The 18,175-nt window shown below is 61.2% G+C and carries 13 protein-coding genes; 5 read left to right on the forward strand and 8 right to left on the reverse strand.

The window, feature by feature from the left end; genetic code table 11:
* Positions 1 to 59 precede the first annotated feature (59 nt).
* Together hrpA and aceK are read right to left on the reverse strand one after the other, a co-directional pair.
* A complete protein-coding gene (gene hrpA / locus HX807_RS15340; RefSeq protein WP_177050397.1) occupies positions 60 to 3,971 on the reverse strand; it encodes an ATP-dependent RNA helicase HrpA in 3,912 nt (1,303 codons plus the stop codon).
* 70 nt (positions 3,972 to 4,041) lie between these two features.
* The gene (gene aceK / locus HX807_RS15345; protein ID WP_177035901.1) at positions 4,042 to 5,763 is read right to left on the reverse strand and encodes a bifunctional isocitrate dehydrogenase kinase/phosphatase; all 1,722 of its coding nucleotides are present in this window, start codon (positions 5,761 to 5,763) and stop codon (positions 4,042 to 4,044) included.
* A 426-nt stretch (positions 5,764 to 6,189) separates the two neighbouring features.
* Here aceK and HX807_RS15350 point away from each other — a divergent pair, with 426 nt between their 5' ends.
* Together HX807_RS15350 and HX807_RS15355 are read left to right on the forward strand one after the other, a co-directional pair.
* Positions 6,190 to 7,800, forward strand: coding sequence for a methyl-accepting chemotaxis protein (locus HX807_RS15350; RefSeq protein ID WP_003210696.1), 1,611 nt, complete (start codon positions 6,190 to 6,192; stop codon positions 7,798 to 7,800).
* A 72-nt stretch (positions 7,801 to 7,872) separates the two neighbouring features.
* Positions 7,873 to 8,769 (forward strand): DMT family transporter, encoded by an 897-nt coding sequence (locus HX807_RS15355; protein ID WP_177050398.1) that lies wholly within the window; start codon positions 7,873 to 7,875, stop codon positions 8,767 to 8,769.
* Between the two features lie 31 nt (positions 8,770 to 8,800).
* Here HX807_RS15355 and HX807_RS15360 read toward each other — a convergent pair whose 3' ends face one another.
* From HX807_RS15360 to cysK, 3 genes are all read right to left on the reverse strand, one after another.
* Positions 8,801 to 9,661, reverse strand: a complete 861-nt coding sequence (locus tag HX807_RS15360) for a DMT family transporter (protein ID WP_023659095.1) — start codon at positions 9,659 to 9,661, stop codon at positions 8,801 to 8,803.
* 416 nt (positions 9,662 to 10,077) lie between these two features.
* A complete protein-coding gene (locus tag HX807_RS15365; protein ID WP_003210693.1) occupies positions 10,078 to 11,016 on the reverse strand; it encodes an aspartyl/asparaginyl beta-hydroxylase domain-containing protein in 939 nt (312 codons plus the stop codon).
* 186 nt (positions 11,017 to 11,202) lie between these two features.
* The gene (cysK, locus tag HX807_RS15370) at positions 11,203 to 12,177 is read right to left on the reverse strand and encodes a cysteine synthase A (protein WP_010176514.1); all 975 of its coding nucleotides are present in this window, start codon (positions 12,175 to 12,177) and stop codon (positions 11,203 to 11,205) included.
* 123 nt (positions 12,178 to 12,300) lie between these two features.
* Between cysK and HX807_RS15375 the strand changes: the two genes are divergently transcribed.
* From HX807_RS15375 to HX807_RS15385, 3 genes are all read left to right on the forward strand, one after another.
* Entirely contained in the window at positions 12,301 to 13,377 is a 1,077-nt protein-coding gene (locus HX807_RS15375) for a DUF748 domain-containing protein (RefSeq protein ID WP_134325912.1), read from the forward strand.
* A 142-nt stretch (positions 13,378 to 13,519) separates the two neighbouring features.
* Positions 13,520 to 14,365 carry a MoxR family ATPase gene (locus tag HX807_RS15380; protein WP_003210690.1) on the forward strand — a complete coding sequence of 282 codons (846 nt, stop codon included), beginning with the start codon at positions 13,520 to 13,522 and terminating at the stop codon, positions 14,363 to 14,365.
* An 11-nt stretch (positions 14,366 to 14,376) separates the two neighbouring features.
* On the forward strand, positions 14,377 to 15,555 hold the full coding sequence (locus HX807_RS15385) for a VWA domain-containing protein (protein WP_003210689.1): 1,179 nt from the start codon (positions 14,377 to 14,379) through the stop codon (positions 15,553 to 15,555).
* A gap of 136 nt (positions 15,556 to 15,691) precedes the next feature.
* On the opposite strand, the gene HX807_RS15390 is transcribed toward HX807_RS15385, so the two are convergent.
* The 3 genes from HX807_RS15390 to HX807_RS15400 are packed head-to-tail and all read right to left on the reverse strand — an operon-like array spanning position 15,692 to position 18,056.
* Entirely contained in the window at positions 15,692 to 16,615 is a 924-nt protein-coding gene (locus HX807_RS15390) for a biotin-dependent carboxyltransferase family protein (protein ID WP_008437952.1), read from the reverse strand.
* Complete coding sequence (gene pxpB / locus HX807_RS15395; RefSeq protein WP_003210687.1) at positions 16,612 to 17,316, reverse strand: 5-oxoprolinase subunit PxpB; 705 nt, start codon at positions 17,314 to 17,316, stop codon at positions 16,612 to 16,614. The genes HX807_RS15390 and pxpB overlap by 4 nt, the downstream gene beginning before the upstream one ends.
* Positions 17,313 to 18,056, reverse strand: a complete 744-nt coding sequence (locus HX807_RS15400; RefSeq protein ID WP_087692567.1) for a 5-oxoprolinase subunit PxpA — start codon at positions 18,054 to 18,056, stop codon at positions 17,313 to 17,315. Before HX807_RS15400 ends, pxpB begins: the two co-directional genes overlap by 4 nt.
* Between the last annotated feature and the right edge of the window lie 119 nt (positions 18,057 to 18,175).

Genomic DNA, 18,175 nt, shown 5'->3' on the forward strand with positions numbered 1-18,175 from the left:
GCTGCTTCGCAGCCCAGCGCGAGCAAGCTCGCTCGCCACAGTTGCTTGCCGCACGTCGGTCACGCTTCGACAAGGCTCCATTGCTTGCTCAGGCGCTTGTCGGAAATCGGTACCTTGGTGCCCAACTGCTGGGCAAACAGCGAAACCCGGTATTCCTCCAGCCACCAGCGATACAGCTCCAGCTGAGGGTCGCGCTTGCCTTCCTGGGCGTGTTTGTTCAGGCGGTTCTGATACTGGCTCCACAAGCCGCCCAACTCGGTACTCCAGACCCGGTCCTTCTGCACCTGGCTTGGCAATTTCTCCAGGCGCAGCTCGATGGCCTTGAGGAAGCGCGGCAGTTCCTTGAACCATTGCGCCGGGGTTTCCCGTACGAAACCGGGATACACCAGATTGCTCAGTTGCTGCTTGATATCATTCAGCGCCACCGCCTGGGCCAGGTCAATCTTGCCCTTGAAGCGTTTTTGCAGGCCATGCCACAGTTTCAAAATTTCGAGGGTCAGGCGCGCCTGGCGCTCGGCGTGCTCGGTCCAACTGCCACGCTTGCGCTCGGCCAGGGCGGCCAGGCCGGCGCCGTCCCGCGGCAGGCTGGCTTCGCCTTCCAGCACGCAACTTTCGAGGCTGGCCAACAGAATGTCTTCCACCAGGGCTTCGATACGCCCCAGCTCGCGGTACATCAACCCCAACTCGGTCAGGCCCGGCAATTTGCCCCGCAGGAACTTTGCCGGCTCGGCCAGTTGTTGCAGCAGCAGGCGCTGCAAGGCTCGACGGTGCTGGAACTCAGCCTCGGCAGCGGTAGAGAAACGCCCTTCCTTGACCGTGCCGTTTTCTTCGACCAAGGCCGGATACACCGTCATCGAAAGCCCGGCGATGTTTTGCTGGGTTTTCTCGGCCACCGCCGCGAACACCTTGGCCTCCACCGGCTGCTGGCTCTTCGCAGTCTGCGGCACCGCCAACGCAGCTTGGCTGGCCTCGGCGAAACGCGCGGTCAACTCGGCCAGGTCGCGGCCTTCACCGAGGAACTTGCCCTGGCCGTCGACCACTTCCAGGTTCATCTTCAGGTGGCTCTCCACCTGCTGCGCAGCCTCGGCCCAGGCTTCATCGCTGACCCGTGCCCCGGTCATGCGCAGCAGCTCACGCCCCAAGGCCTGAGGCAACGAGCCTTGGCCGAACTCGATACGTTGCAACGCCGCCTTGACGAAATCCGGCACCGGCACGAAGTTCTTGCGCAGGGCCTTGGGCAAGTTGCGCACCAGGGCAATGCACTTGGCCTCGATCACACCCGGCACCAGCCATTCCAGGCGCTCGGGTGGCAAGGCCGGCAACAGCGGCGCCGGCACGCGCAGGGTCACACCGTCCCGTGGATGGTTGGGTTCGAAGTGATAACTCAAGGCCAGGGCCAGGTCGCCCAGGTGCAAGGTGTCGGGGTAATGGGCGGCGGTGACTTCACTGGCCTCGCGGGCCAGCACGTCTTCTTCGCGCATGATCAACAGCTGCGGGTCTTTCTGGCTGTTGACCTTGTACCAACTGTCGAAGGTCGCGGTCTGGTGAATCTCCGCCGGCAGGCGCGCGTCGTAGAAGGCGTACAGGGTTTCTTCGTCCGCCAGGATGTCGCGCCGGCGGGCCTTGGCTTCCAGTTCGTCGAGCTGCTCCAGCAATTGCTGGTTGGCCGTCAGGCAGCGGGCCCGGGACTGGATCTCGCCGCGCACCAGGCCTTCGCGGATAAACAGCTCGCGAGACGTCACCGGATCAATCGGCCCGTAATGCACCGGCCGGCGCCCGACGATGATCAACCCGAACAGGGTGATCTGCTCAAACGCCACCACCTGGCCGCGCTTCTTTTCCCAATGGGGTTCGAAGTGGTTTTTCTTGATCAGGTGCCCGGCCAACGGCTCGATCCAGTCGGCGTCGATCTTGGCCACCATCCGCGCGTACAGCTTGGTGGTTTCCACCAGCTCGGCGGTCATCAGCCATTGCGGACGCTTCTTGCCAATACCCGATGAAGGGTGAATCCAGAAACGCCGCTGACGCGCGCCGAGGTAATCGCCCTCTTCGGTCTTCTGGCCAATCTGGCTGAGCAGGCCGGACAGCACCGCCTTGTGCAGTTTGGGGAAGTCCGCCGGTTCTTTGTTGACGGTCAACTGCATGTCGCGACAGATCAGGCTCAACTGGCGGTGGGAGTCACGCCACTCCCGCAGGCGCAGGTAGTTCAGGAAATTCTTGCGGCACCAATTGCGCAGCGGGCTGGCGGTCAATTCCTGGCGCTGCTCTTCAAAACCACGCCACAGGTTCACCAACCCGGCGAAGTCCGAATCCGCGTCCTTCCATTGTGCGTGAGCCTGGTCGGCGGCTTGCTGGCGCTCCGGCGGACGCTCGCGCGGGTCCTGGATCGACATGGCGCTGGCGACGATCAGCACTTCCTGCAGGCTGCCAAGCTTGGCCGCCTCCAGCAACATGCGGCCCATGCGTGGGTCCACCGGCAGACGCGCCAACTGGCGGCCCATCGGTGTCAGCTGGCTGTTGCGGTCAACGGCGGACAACTCTTGCAGCAGGTTGAAACCGTCGCTGATGGCCTTGCCGTCCGGCGGCTCGATAAACGGAAAATCGGTGATCTCGCCCAGGCGCAGGTGCAGCATCTGCAGGATTACGGCCGCGAGGTTTGTGCGAAGAATCTCGGGGTCGGTAAATTCCGGGCGCCCGATAAAATCCTCTTCGCTGTACAAGCGCACGCAGATACCGGGTTCGACCCGCCCGCACCGGCCTTTACGCTGGTTGGCACTGGCCTGGGAAATCGCCTCGATCGGCAGTCGCTGCACCTTGGCCCGGTAGCTGTAGCGGCTGATGCGCGCGGTGCCACTGTCGATCACATAACGAATGCCTGGCACGGTCAGCGAGGTTTCCGCGACGTTGGTCGCCAGCACCACACGCCGGCCCGGGTGCGACTGGAAAATCCGCTGCTGCTCCGCCGGTGACAGGCGCGCATACAGCGGCAGGATTTCAGTGTGCTTGAGCTGGGCCTTGCGCAGCATGTCGGCAGCGTCGCGAATCTCGCGCTCGCCGGGCAGGAACACCAGCACATCGCCGGGGCTCTTGCGCTCGCTGCGCTCGAAGGCGGCGATCTCATCGAGGGTGGCGAGAATCGCCTGGTCGACGGTCAGGTCGTCCTCGACGCGGTTGCCCTCCTCGTCCTGCTCCAGGGTCAGCGGGCGGTACCAGGTCTCCACCGGGAAGGTGCGGCCCGACACCTCGACAATCGGCGCATCGTCGAAGTGCTTGGAAAAGCGCTCCAGGTCGATGGTGGCCGAGGTGATGATGACCTTGAGATCCGGGCGACGCGGCAGCAGGGTTTTCAGATAACCCAGCAGGAAGTCGATGTTCAGGCTGCGTTCGTGGGCTTCGTCGACGATGATCGTGTCGTAGCGTTCGAGGTAGCGGTCGTTCTGGGTTTCGGCCAGCAGGATACCGTCGGTCATCAGCTTGATCAGGGTGTTGGAATCACTCTGGTCTTCAAACCGCACCTGATAACCCACCAGGGAACCCAGCGGCGTCGCCAACTCTTCCGCGACCCGGCTCGCCACGCTGCGCGCCGCAATCCGCCGCGGCTGGGTGTGGCCGATCAGCCCGTATTGGCCGCGGCCGATTTCCAGGCAGATTTTCGGCAACTGGGTGGTTTTACCCGAACCGGTCTCACCGGCAATGATCAGCACCTGATGCTTGAGCAACGCTTCCTTGATCTCGTCACGCTTGGCGGCGATCGGCAGGCTGTCGTCATAGCGAATCACCGGCAGGCTGGCGCGCCGCGCCGTCACCTGGGCGCAGGAGGCCTGCATCCGCGTCACCCACTGCGCAAGTTTTTCCTCATCGGGTTTCTTGCGCAGCTCAAGCAGCTGCCGCCGCAGGCGGTGGCGGTCGGCGAGCATGGCGTGATCGAGGTTTTTCAGCAGTTGGTCGATAGCGGGCGCTTGGTCAGTCATCAGGTACGCAAAGGTCGTCTATGTAGGCAGGGGGCGGATTGTCGCAGAAAAGCGCCGCCGCGCGCTCCCCTCATTCATTGTCCAGGCCCTTGCGCCGGTAAGGAAACACATCGATTACCTTGCCGGCGCGAATCGCCTCTTGCAGGCCTTTCCAGTAGTCGGCGTTGTACAACTCGCCGTGCAGTTCGTCGAACAGGCGGCGCTGGCCGGAATCAGCAAACAGGAATGGCGGAAACTCCTCGGGAAACACGTCCAGCGGACCGATGGAATACCAGGGCTCGGAGGCCATTTCATCTTCCGGGGTACGCGGCGCCGGGATGTGGCGGAAGTTGGCCTCGGTCAGGAAACAGATTTCGTCATAGTCGTAGAACACCACGCGACCGTGGCGGGTGACGCCAAAATTCTTCAGCAGCATGTCGCCCGGGAAAATATTCGCCGCCGCCAGTTGCTTGATCGCCAGGCCGTAGTCTTCCAGGGCTTCGCGCACCTGGGCTTCGTTGGCGTTTTCCAGGTAGAGGTTCAGCGGGGTCATGCGCCGCTCGGTCCAGCAGTGGCGGATCAGTACCGTATCGCCTTCGACTTCGACGGTACCGGCGGCGACTTCCAGCAGTTCGGCCAGGCATTCAGGCTCGAATTTGCTCAACGGAAAACGGAAGTCGGCGAACTCCTGGGTGTCGGCCATGCGCCCTACCCGGTCGACACTTTTCACCAACCGGTACTTCTCGATCACGGTGGCGCGGTTGACGTTTTTCGACGGTGAAAACCGGTCCTTGATGATCTTGAACACGGTGTTGAAGCCCGGCAGGGTAAACACGCTCATGACCATGCCGCGCACGCCCGGCGCCATGATGAACTGGTCATCGGTGGTGGCGAGGTGGTTGATCAGCGCCCGGTAGAATTCGGATTTGCCGTGTTTGTAGAAGCCGATGGAGGTGTACAACTCGGCGATGTGCTTGCCCGGCAGGATGCGCTTGAGGAAACCGATAAACTCTGCCGGCACCGGCACGTCCACCATGAAATAGGAGCGGGTGAACGAGAAGATGATCGACACATCGGCCTCGTCGGTGATCAGCGCGTCGATCTGGATGCCGCGCCCTTCGCGGTGCAGCAGCGGGATCACCAGCGGCCACTGTTCGTCGCGGGTGTAGATGCGCCCTACGAGGTACGCGCCTTTGTTGCGGTACAGCACCGAGGAAAACAGTTCGACGTTGAGGTCCGGGTCCTTGCACACCCAGTCCGGCAGGTTTTCGCGCAATTGCGCCTCCAGGCGGCGCAGGTCGGCGGGCAAGTCGGCGTAGGGTTCGCTGAAACTGTAGTCGGCGAAAATCTGCTCCAGCATGCCCGCCAGCTTGCCGCCCGGCTTGTAGGTGCGGGTTTGCGCCGCCCGGGCGCGGCGCAGGCTGGGCCGGGTGGTATGGATGAACATGCAGCCGTCGCTGATCAGGTCATGGCTGAACAGGCCGCAAAACGTCGAGTTGTACCAGGTCTCGGACAGCTCATCGTCAAACCGCAGGTCGATCAGGCTGATGTAGGCACTTTTCACCAGCGGCCAGGCGGCAATGTCGAGCAACACGGCTTCATCGAAAGCCGCCCGCAGCCGCGCCGTGACTTCGCTGACCTTCTCTTCGTAAAGATTGATGCGCGCAGCCGATGCCGCCTGCCCTTGCTGCCACTGCGCCTTTTCAAAACGCTCCCGGGCGCCGTCGGTGATCTGGCGGAAGTGCTCGCGGTAGTCGTCGAAGCCGTCGAGGATCATCTGCGCAATGTCGAGGGCGGGCGTTGGCTGCGGCATTCGGGAAACCTCTGCGGGCATTTGGAGTGAGCTGAGCTTAGCCAGTGTGCGGGAACAGGAGAAGGATCATTTATCATTCAGACTTGTACAAGATTGTTCATTTCGTACATTTATTTACTCTTTATTTAATTCGACTAACTGGTCAACAAAAAACCCGCGCGTCACCCTCCCCGCATTAAACGTTTCATCTACAGGCCTTGTGTGACGTGGCCTGCCTGTGAGAGCCGGGGTAAATAAGAGTCTTTGCTCTACTGCTCCGGTACTGGTGGCTTCTCGACCATTGGATCCAACGTAAGGGAAACCCTGACTACCCTAGCTAGTGGCACTTTGCTATATAGCGCGCCCTCTCCCACCTAACAAGGTCAGAAGACCGATCCGGGATCAGGTTCTAACCGCCAAAGGAGCATTGAGATGTCATTGAGGAATATGGGGATCGGCCTGCGCGCCAGTCTGAGTTTTGCGGTACTGGCCGGCTTGCTGGTAGTGGTGGGTCTGTTTGGCTTGGGGCAAATGGCCAAGCTGCGGGAAAGCGCCACCGTGATTGAGGATTCCTGGATGCCGAGCATCGAGACGGTCCACGACAGCGCGGCCTTTATCGCCAGCATCCGCCTGGAAGCACTGCGCCTGTTGACCACCGACGAATCCAGGGTGCGCGACAACAGCAAGAGCCTGATCAGCAAGGAACAGGCAGACCTGCAGGAAAGCTTCAAGCAATACGAAACACTGGTGGTCAACGAGCAGGACGCCGAGATGCTCAACCAGCTGAAAAGTACCGTATCGACGTACATGAGCATCATGGGCCAGATGATTCAGCTGGTGGACCAGGATCAACAGCAGCAGGCCATGGACCTGCTCAACAGCCGCCTCGCGCCCCAGGGCCTGGTGCTCAACAAGAGCCTGGAAGACCTGATCACCTTCAACCAGAAAGGCGTCCAGGAAGCCGCAGAGTCGGCGGCGCAGATGTACTACAGCGCCCAATGGATCGTAGGCCTGATCATCATCACCGCCCTGCTGGCCACCTTGTTGCTGGCCTGGCTGCTGACCCGCAGCATCACCGCGCCCATTGGCCAGGCACTGACAGTGGCCCGCACCATCGCCTCCGGCGATCTGAGCCGGCCGATCGTCGTGGAGGGCAAGGATGAGCCGGCGCAACTGCTCACCGCGCTGGCCACCATGCAGGCCAACCTGCAGGAAACCATCCGTGGCATCAGCGAATCGTCGCAGCAGTTGGCCTCGGCGGCGGAAGAGATGAGTTCGGTAATGGAGCAGAGCACCCGCGGCCTGCAAGCGCAGAACGACGAGATCGAACAGGCTGCCACCGCCGTGACGCAGATGAGCGCGGCAGTCGATGAAGTGGCGGGCAATGCGGTTTCCAGCGCCGAAGCCTCCAAGGCCTCCGACGAAGACAGCAAGCACGGTCACTACCAGATCAGCGAAACCATCAGCTCGATCCAGAACCTGGTGGACGAAGTCCTCGGTGCCTCGACCAAGGCCGAGGGCCTGGCGGCGCAGGCCCAGGACATCAGCAAGGTGCTTGAAGTGATTCGCGGGATTGCCGGGCAGACCAACCTGCTGGCACTCAACGCGGCGATTGAGGCGGCCCGCGCGGGCGAGGCCGGTCGTGGTTTTGCCGTGGTGGCTGACGAAGTGCGCTCCCTGGCACAACGCACCCAGGACTCCACCGAAGAAATCGAGCAGATGATCAACGGTATCCAGCAAGGCACCCAGGACACCGTCGGCGCCCTGAACAGCAGCGCCGAACACGCTGGCCAGACCTTGCAGCGGGCCAACAGCGCCGGCAGTGCACTGGAGAAAATCACGGCGGCGATCTCGCAGATCAGCCAGCGCAACCTGGTGATCGCCAGCGCCGCCGAGCAGCAAGCGTTGGTGGCTCGTGAGGTGGACCGCAGCCTGGTGAACATCCGGGACCTGTCGACGCAAACCGCCGCCGGTGCCACCCAGACCTCGGCGGCCAGCCAGGAACTGTCGCGGCTGGCGGTGGACCTCAATGGCTTGGTGACGCGTTTCGTGCTGTAAAACATGTATTAGCGATTGTGTCAGACAGGTCGGTGGGCAACACTTCCGCCCTTATCAAACTGGAGTTCCTCCGTGAGACCTGTCGACACCCTGCACCTGTTGGTGCTGGCCGCTATCTGGGGCGCGAGTTTTTTGTTCATGCGAATTATCGCGCCGGAAATCGGCACCCTTCCTACCGCGTTTTTCCGGGTGTCGATTGCTGCCACCGGCCTGCTGGTGATCCTCGCCATGATGCGGGTGAGTTGGGATTTCCAGGGCAAGTTCAAGACGGTCCTGTTGCTCGGGGTGATCAACTCGGGCATTCCCGCGACCATGTATTCAGTGGCGGCCCAAGTGCTGCCGGCCGGTTACTCGGCGATCTTCAATGCCACGACGCCACTGATGGGCGTGCTGATTGGCGGGTTGTTCTTCAGTGAGCGCCTCACGCCGTCGAAAATCGCCGGGGTATGCCTGGGCCTGTTCGGCGTTGGCATCCTGACCCGCGCCGGGCCGGTGGCCTTCGACATGGAACTGCTGAAGGGTGCGCTGGCATGCCTGTTGGCGACCACCTGCTATGGCTTTGCCGGCTTTTTGGCACGCCGCTGGCTCGATCAACAGGGCGGGCTGGACAGTCGCCTGGCGGCCCTGGGCAGCATGCTCGGGGCCACGCTGTTCCTGCTGCCGCTGTTTGCCTGGAGTGCCATCAGCCATCCACCGGTCAGCTGGGGTGGCTGGCCTGTATGGTTGTCGCTGCTGGGGTTGGGGCTGGTATGCACAGCGTTTGCCTACATCCTGTACTTCCGCTTGCTGACGTCCATCGGCCCGGTGAAGTCGATGACCGTGACCTTCATGATTCCGCCATTCGGGGTGTTGTGGGGCGCGTTGCTGCTGGATGAGCCGTTGTCCATGGCGCATCTGTATGGCGGGTTGTTGATTGCGGGGGCGTTGTGGCTGGTGCTTCGGCCGGGGAAATTGGCCAGCAAGCTGTAGGAGCTTTTTGGCTCCTACAGCATTGGGTTTATCAGCCCTTACGGAACACGAAAGCCAATCCGACGATGATCAAGCCCATCCCCAGCAAGCTCAACATTGCCAGCTTGTTGCCGAAGATCAGGTAGTCCATCACCGCCGTCACCGCGGGCACCAGATAGAACAAGCTGGTGACATTCACCAGGTTGCCCCGGGCAATCAGCCGGTACAGCAACAGCGTCGCCAGCAACGACACCACCAGCCCCATCCACAGCACCGGCACGAAAAAGCCGGTGTTGTGTTCAAAGTGGAACGGCTGGAACGGCACAAACACCGAGCACAACAGCAAGCCGGCCAGGTATTGCACAGGCAACGTGCCCAACGGGTTATCGGTGATGCGCTTCTGCATGATCGAACCAAAGGTCATGCTGGCCAGGGCCAACAGGCCAAAAAGCATGCCTGCCAAGGACATGCCGGACATCCCGATGCCCTGGTACACAACCATGATCAACCCCGCCAATCCCAGCGCGAGGCCGAACATCCGGCTCCAGGAGCGCCGGCGCTCCATCAACACCACGGTCAGGATCGGCTGCACGCCCATGATGGTTGCCATCATGCCGGGCGTGACTTTGAGGTCCAGGGCCAGCAGATAGAAAATCTGGTAGGCCCCCAACAGCACCAGCCCGGTAGCCGCCGCGTAAAGCATCGGCTTGCCGGGACGCGGCAACTTCAGCTTGAGGATCGGTACCAGTATCACCAACCCCGCCAGGGCGATGGCGAAACGGATCAGCAGAAACGCAAAGGGTGAAGCGTGGGCCAGGCCCCATTTGGAGAAAATCGCCCCGCTGCTCCACAGCAAGACAAACAGGCTCGTCGAGGCCGCCGCGGCCACGGATTGTTTCGAAAGAACAGACATGGATACCACCTGTGATCAGGCAAAAAGCCAACTCAGCAACAGCTGAAATTCAGTAGGTTTTTTCAAGCGGGCACAGGGGAACAGCCATCAGCTGATCAGCCCGAAATGCCAACACCCGGCGGTGATACGACTGCGTACACCGGCGTGCTACTGACAGGTGGGGGGTAGTGACTGATCTGCGCAGGCTGCTGGCTCCCGCACGGCACGACCGCAGCGTTGACCGCTGAATCGACTACCGCTATGCGCAGGGAAGCTGGCATGTGCTGATCTTTTATGAAGGGATGAACAAGGTGTCTGGAAACACCTGCGGCCGACTATAACCAGCTGGGGACATGCTTTGCAATAACTTCGCCCGCACAAATCCGGCGCATAAAAAAACCGCTCATCGGAGCGGTTTTTTCGTGCCAGCAAAAGCCTTAACCAAACAACCAATACCCCAGCGCCGTCAGCACCACCACCGCCAGCACTGGCCGCAGGATGCGATAAGCCTTCGGATGCTTGCGCTTCCACTGCTTGACCACGCCACTGAAGCTGTCGCTGAAGCGCTTGCTCCAGGCATACGCCTGGTTGATCCCGCCAACGCGTTCGTCATCCAGGTTCTGCGGCGCGGTGGCGCGCCCCAGTTGCGCGCTGACCCAACGGTTGATGCGGGTCATCAGGCGGTTGCTCAGCGGGCGTTCGATGTCGCAGAACAGGATCACCCGGGTGTGCTCGGTTTCGTTCTTCACCCAGTGCACGTAGGTCTCGTCGAACATTACGTCTTCACCGTCGCGCCAGGCGTACACCTGGCCGTCGACGAAAATACGGCAGTCGTCGGAGTTCGGCGTGGACAGCCCCAGGTGATAACGCAGGGAACCGGCAAACGGGTCGCGATGCGGGTTGAGGTGGCTGCCACCTGGCAACAGGGCGAACATCGCGCCCTTGACGTTGGGAATGCTGCTGACCAGGGCCACGGTTTTCGGGCACAGCAGTTCAGCCGACGGCAACGGTTTGTCGTACCACTTGAGGTAGAAACGCTTCCAGCCCTTCTTGAAGAACGAGCCGAAACCGGCGTCGTTGTTCTTCTCCGCGGCGCGGATGTAGCCCTCGTCGAACAGGTGCATGGCCTCTTCGCGAATCACTTCCCAGTTGTCCTTGAGCACGTCCAGCTCCGGGAACTTGCTGCGGTCCAGGTACGGCTTGGACGGCACGGCGGAGAAGATGTACATCAAGGCGTTGTACGGGGCGAACAGCGCTGAATGGTTGACGAACTGACGCAACATCGGCAAACGGGCCTTGCCACGCAAATGCACATACAGCGTGCTGCCGATAAACAGCAGCAACACCGACAGTTTGGCGGCCAAAGAAAAGGTCATGCAGCAACTCCTGGAAATAGGCGTCTGGCCATTAGCCTCCCGTTAAGGGGAAACCAGACGTAGCAGCCGGCCATGATAAACACTCCGGGCCTCGGGAAAAACCCGCGCACTCCAACAATCAGCATCTAGCGGTGCGCGATAACGGGCCAATTATGCATAAGGGCCACGCCATCGCGCTGATTTGAATCAAGCCTGGTTTTCCTGATCGGTGAACAAATCGGCGAACAGCATGCTCGACAGATAGCGTTCACCGGAGTCCGGCAGCACCACGACGATGGTCTTGCCCTGCATTTCCGGCTTCTCTGCCAGTCGCACCGCCACGGCCATCGCCGCGCCGCAGGAGATACCACACAGAATCCCCTCCTCCTGCATCAGGCGCAACGCCATGGCCTTGGATTCTTCGTCGCTGACCAGTTCGACCCGGTCGACCATCGACAGGTCGAGGTTCTTCGGCACAAAACCGGCGCCGATACCCTGGATCTTGTGGGGGCTGGGCTTGATCTCTTCACCGGCCAGTGCCTGGGTAATCACCGGCGAACTGATCGGCTCCACCGCCACCGACAGGATCGGCTTGCCCTGGATGTTCTTGATATAGCGCGACACCCCGGTGATGGTGCCGCCAGTGCCCACGCCCGCTACCAGCACGTCCACCGCGCCATCAGTGTCATTCCAGATTTCCGGACCGGTGGTTTTCTCGTGGATCGCCGGGTTGGCCGGGTTTTCGAACTGGGCCGGCATAAAGTACTTGGCCGGGTCGCTGGCAAGGATTTCGCCGGCTTTTTCAATCGCGCCCTTCATGCCCTTGGCCGGCTCGGTCAACACCAGTTCGGCGCCGAGGGCCTTGAGCACCTTGCGGCGCTCGATGCTCATGGAGGCGGGCATGGTCAGCAACAGCTTGTAACCACGGGCGGCGGCAACAAATGCCAGGCCGATCCCGGTGTTGCCGGAAGTCGGCTCGACAATGGTCATGCCCGGCTTGAGTTTGCCGCTGCCTTCGGCATCCCAGATCATGTTTGCGCCAATCCGGCACTTCACCGAATACCCCGGGTTACGCCCTTCGATCTTGGCCAGGATAGTCACGCCACGCGGCGCGATACGGTTGATCTGAACCAGGGGCGTGTTACCGATGGAGTGCGCGTTGTCTGCAAAAATGCGGCTCATGACGGGTCCTTAAGGCAATTTCAGGAAGGCCCCAAGGGTATGCCTCGTGCTGCAAGGCGTCCAGTCAAGCGAACGTCCGGCGGCGCCAGCAGTCAATCGCCTACACGGATGGAGAATTTTCCTATGAAACGTCGCTACAGTTGGCCGCTCTGGACCCTCGTCGGGGTCGTGGTACTGCTGGTCGTCCTGGATATCGCCCTGCCCTATCTGGTGCGCAATTACCTGAATGACAAACTCGCCGACATGGGCGATTACCGCGGCCAGGTCACCGATGTCGACCTCGCACTGTGGCGCGGCGCCTATCGGATCAACGGCTTGCAGATCGTCAAGGTCGACGGCAAGGTGCCGGTACCGTTCGTCAAGGCGCCGGTGATCGACCTGTCGGTCAGCTGGCATTCGCTGTGGTACGACCACGCAGTGGTGGCCGAGGCACAGTTCATCAAGCCGGAGCTGAACTTCGTCGACGGCGGCACCAACAAACAGGCGTCCCAGACCGGTCAGGGCACCGACTGGCGGGCACAACTGAGCAAACTGTTGCCGATCACCCTCAATGAGGTGCGCATCAACGACGGCAAGATCGCGTTCCATAACTTCAGTTCGAAACCGCCGGTCAATATGTACGCGACCCAGGTCAACGCCAGCTTCTACAACCTGACCAACGTGGTGGATGTCAAAGGCCAGCGCGACGCGCGCTTCGACGGCAAGGCGCTGTTTCTGGGCCAGGCACCGCTGGAAGCCACCGCCACGTTCGACCCCTTGAGCAATTTCGAAAACTTCGAATTCCGCTTCCGGGCCCGGGATATCGAACTCAAGCGCATGAATGACTTCGCCTCGGCCTACGGCAAGTTCGACTTCAATGCCGGCACCGGCGACCTGGTGGTGGAAGCCCAGGCCGAAAAAGGCCAGTTGACCGGCTACATCAAGCCTTTGCTGCGCAATGTCGAAGTGTTCAACTGGCAGCAGGATGTCGAGAACAAGGACAAGGGCATCTTTCGGTCGATCTGGGAGGCGGTGGTTGGCGTCAGCGAAACCGTGCTGAAGAACCAGCAGAAAAACCAGTTCGCCACCCGCGTGGAGCTCAGCGGCAACGTGCACCAGCAAGATATCAGCGCGTTCCAGGCGTTTTTGCAGATTTTGCGCAATGGTTTTGTCCAGGCCTTCAACGCCCGCTATGAACAACCCAAGCCCTCGACAGATTGATCTTCAACGTGACTGCCCATTCAGAGACTGAATAGCCCGTCTGCGTTCACAGTCGCCGGGGCTGCGCGGTATAGTCGGGCCAAGCTGATTACTCGCCCGCTTCGGTCCTGCACCGTTCGGCGTCACGTTCGAGGATTGATAGATGAAGTTCGAAGGCACCCAGGCCTACGTTGCCACCGATGACCTGAAACTGGCCGTCAACGCCGCCATCACCTTGGAGCGGCCACTGCTGGTCAAGGGCGAACCGGGCACCGGCAAGACCATGCTCGCCGAGCAACTGGCCGAATCCTTTGGCGCCAAGCTGATCACCTGGCACATCAAGTCCACCACCAAGGCGCACCAGGGCCTGTACGAGTACGACGCGGTGAGCCGCCTGCGGGACTCGCAGCTGGGCGTGGACAAGGTGCACGACGTACGCAACTACCTGAAAAAGGGCAAGCTCTGGGAAGCCTTCGAGTCCGAGGAGCGGGTCATCCTGCTGATCGACGAAATCGACAAGGCCGACATCGAGTTCCCCAACGACCTGCTGCAAGAACTCGACAAGATGGAGTTCTACGTCTACGAAATCGACGAGACCATCAAGGCCAAGAAGCGCCCGATCATCATCATTACCTCCAACAACGAAAAAGAGCTGCCGGACGCGTTCCTGCGCCGCTGCTTCTTCCACTACATCGCCTTCCCGGACCGCACCACCCTGCAAAAGATCGTCGACGTGCACTACCCGGACATCAAGAAAGACCTGGTCAGCGAAGCCCTCGACGTATTCTTTGACGTGCGAAAAGTACCGGGCCTGAAGAAAAAACCGTCCACCTCCGAACTGGTGGACTGGCTGAAACTGCTGATGGCCGACAACATCGGCGAAGCGGTACTGCGCGAGCGCGACCCCACCAAGGCCATCCCGCCCCTGGCCGGTGCCCTGGTGAAGAACGAGCAGGACGTGCAGTTGCTGGAACGCCTGGCGTTCATGAGCCGTCGCGGTAACCGATAAGGGCGATTGCCATGCTGCTCAACCTGTTCAATGAAATGCGTGCAGCCAAGGTGCCGGTGTCGGTGCGTGAGCTGCTGGACCTGATCAACGCGCTGAAACAGCGCGTGACCTTCGCCGACATGGACGAGTTCTACTACCTGGCCCGGGCGATCCTGGTGAAGGACGAACGGCATTTCGACAAGTTCGACCGGGCCTTCGGCGCCTACTTCAATGGCCTGGAAAAACTCGATGATCACCTGCAGGCGCTGATCCCCGAAGACTGGCTGCGCAAGGAATTCGAACGCTCGCTGACCGACGAAGAGCGCGCACAGATCCAGTCCCTCGGCGGCCTCGACAAGCTCATCGAAGAATTCAAGAAACGTCTCGAAGAACAGAAAGAACGCCACGCCGGCGGCAACAAGTGGATCGGCACCGGCGGTACCAGCCCCTTCGGCTCCGGCGGCTTCAACCCCGAAGGCATTCGCGTGGGGGATGCCGGCAAGCGCCAGGGCAAGGCGGTCAAGGTCTGGGACCAGCGCGAGTACAAGAACCTCGATGATTCGGTGGAACTGGGCACGCGCAACATCAAGATCGCCCTGCGCCGCCTGCGCAAGTTCGCACGCCAGGGTGCGGCGGAAGAGCTCGACATTGACGGCACCATCGACCATACGGCCCGCGATGCCGGGCTGCTGAATATCCAGATGCGCCCGGAGCGGCGCAACACCATCAAGCTGTTGCTGCTGTTCGACATCGGCGGCTCGATGGATGCCCATGTGAAGACTTGCGAAGAGTTGTTCTCGGCGTGCAAGACCGAGTTCAAGCACCTGGAGTATTTCTACTTCCACAATTTCATTTATGAATCGGTGTGGAAGAACAACATGCGCCGGGGCTCGGAACGCACCTCGACCCAGGATTTGCTGCACAAGTACGGTGCCGACTACAAAGTGATCTTTATCGGCGATGCGGCCATGGCGCCGTATGAAATCACCCAGGCCGGCGGCAGCGTCGAACACTGGAATGAAGAGCCCGGGTATGTGTGGATGCAGCGGTTCATGGAGAAGTACAAGAAGCTGATCTGGATTAATCCGTACCCGAAAGATACCTGGGGCTATACGGCGTCCACCGGGATTGTCCGGGATTTGATCGAAGACCAGATGTTTCCGTTGACGTTGCGCGGGCTTGAGGAAGGGATGCGCTTTTTGTCGAAGTAAGTTGTTTCCCAGACAACCACGATCAAATGTGGGAGCGGGCTTGCTCGCGAAAGCGCAGTGTCAGTCACCGAATATATTGGCTGATACACCGCCTTCGCGAGCAAGCCCGCTCCCACATTTTGTCCTGCGGCGATCTTTAGTTTCTGGCAAGGTACTGCAAATACTCCACTTGCTGCCGATGCGCCGTTTCCTGCACCACCGGCGCCAACCTCACCTTCTCCCCCGGCAAGCACTGCGCCAGCCGCGCCAACGCCAATGGCGTCAACGCGCCCAATCGTGGGTAGCCGCCAATGGTCTGCCGGTCATTGAGCAACACAATCGGCTGCCCGTCCGGCGGCACCTGGATCGCCCCCAGCGGGATGCCTTCCGAGATCAGCGACGGCCCCTGATATTCCAGCGGCGTACCCAGCAAGCGCATGCCCATGCGGTCGGCACGGCTGTCGAGGGTCCACTCGCTGTTGAACACATCAAACAGACTCTGCCCGCCAAACTGACCGATCTGCGCCCCGAGGATCACCTCCAGTGGCGCCTTGGAATCCAGCTTCGGCAATTGCCCGGCGGACAACACCTGCATCGCACCGCCCACGCCCGAATAGGTCAGTTGCGCACCTTCGGCCAGTGACCGGCCAAAGCCATCCAGCCCGCCCAGTTCTTCACGTCCCACCGTGGCGCAGCTGCCCAGCACCTGCGGCGCATCAAACCCGCCCGGCGCTGCCAGGTAAGCCCGCGCACCGCTGAAAGGCTGGGTAAAACGCAAGCGCTGGCCCTTTTGCAGAATAAAGCTGCGCCCCGGGCTGATCGCGCGCTCGTCGACATACGCGCCCAAGTCCGCTCCGGCCAGCGCCAGCAGGCAATAGTCCTCGGCCTGCACGGTGAAGCCACCCAAGGTGATTTCCACCACCGGCGCATCCAGGGCATTGCCCAGCAACCAATTGGCCCACGACATCGACACCCAATCCAGCGCGCCGCCCTGGGTCACGCCCAAGTGCCTTACGCCAAAACGTCCAGCGTCCTGCAACAAGCAGAGCGGGGTGCTGGCCTCGATCAACAAGCGGCTCATGCCTGGGCCTCCAACGGTGTGTCATCGCCACCCAGGTTGATGAATTCGCGATGGCTGACCGCTTCGTAACGCACGGTGTCCCCCGGCTGCATCAGACTGTAGCCGTCGCGTTCGCGGTCAAACAACTTGGCCGGTGTGCGGCCGATCAGGTTCCAGCCACCTGGCGAGACCACCGGATAAGCCGCCGTCTGCCGCTCGGCGATGCCCACGCTGCCCGCCGCCACCCGCTTGCGCGGGGTGTTGAGCCGCGGTGTCGCGAGCTGTTCATCCACCAGCCCCATAAAGGCAAACCCCGGGGCGAAGCCCAAGGCGAATACCTGGTACTCATGCTGGCTGTGACGGCGAATCACCTCCTCCACTGCCAGGCCACTGCGCTGCGCCAGCAACGCCAACTCCGGGCCGACACTCAGGTCATACCAGACCGGCAACACATGGCATCGCCCGCTGCCCTTGGGTTCGGGCTGCAATTCCTTGAGCGCCTGGTCGATCAACGCCCGTGCCTGGCCAGGGTCCAGCGCCAGCAGGTCGTAGTGCACCATCAGGGTCGTGTAGGACGGCACCAGGTCCACCAGCGCCGGGCCAAAACCTTCGCGCAAACGGCGGGTGGCGGCGAGCATCCAGGGCATGTTGTCTTCGGCGATCACCTCAAACAGGCGCACCATCAGGCAGTCGATGGCCACCACTTCAATCCGTGGCTTCATGCTGGGGTCAACGCCTCGCGGATGCGCTGCACGGCAGCCACTGAGCTGGCGTTATCGCCATGCACGCACAAGGTATTGGCTTGCAGGTGCAACGGACTGCCATCACTGGCGACCAACTGTTCTCCCCGGGCGATGATCAAGGCCTGCTGGATGATCTTTTCCGGGTCATGATGCACCGCGCCCGGCAACTGGCGGGAGACCAGATGGCCGGCGCTGTCGTAGGCACGGTCGGCAAAGGCTTCGAACCACAGGGTCACGCCATATTCGTCACCCAAGGCCTGGGCGGCGCTGTTGTCACGGGTGGCCATCAGCATCAATGGCAGGCTGGCGTCGTAGGCCGCGACGGCCTGGATCACCGCTCGCAATTGCGCAGGCTTGGCCATCATGTCGTTGTACATCGCGCCATGGGGTTTGACGTAGCTGACCCGCCCGCCCTGGGCCCGGCAAATACCGTCGAGGGCGCCGACCTGGTAGTGCAACAGGTCCTGGATTTCCTGCGGGGTGTAGGCCATGGAGCGGCGGCCGAAACCCTGCAGGTCCTGGTACGCCGGGTGCGCGCCCACCTGCACGCCATGCTCGAAGGCCAGGCTGACGGTCTTGCGCATGATGCTCGGGTCGCCGGCGTGGAAACCGCAGGCTACGTTGGCGCAATCAATGAACGGCATGACTTCGGCGTCCAGACCCAAGGTCCAGTTGCCAAAGCTTTCGCCGATGTCGCAGTTCAATAGCAGGCGGCTCACGGTAGGGCTCCTGTAGGCTTTATTTTTTTGTAGTGTGGGATCTTTTACCAAGATCTCGCAACGATGTTGTCCCGAGCCCCAACGACGCTTATCGTGAGACAGCTCGATTTTTGGCGGTT

The organism is Pseudomonas sp. D8002 (assembly GCF_013385695.1).
In the GTDB taxonomy this organism is placed as follows: domain Bacteria; phylum Pseudomonadota; class Gammaproteobacteria; order Pseudomonadales; family Pseudomonadaceae; genus Aquipseudomonas.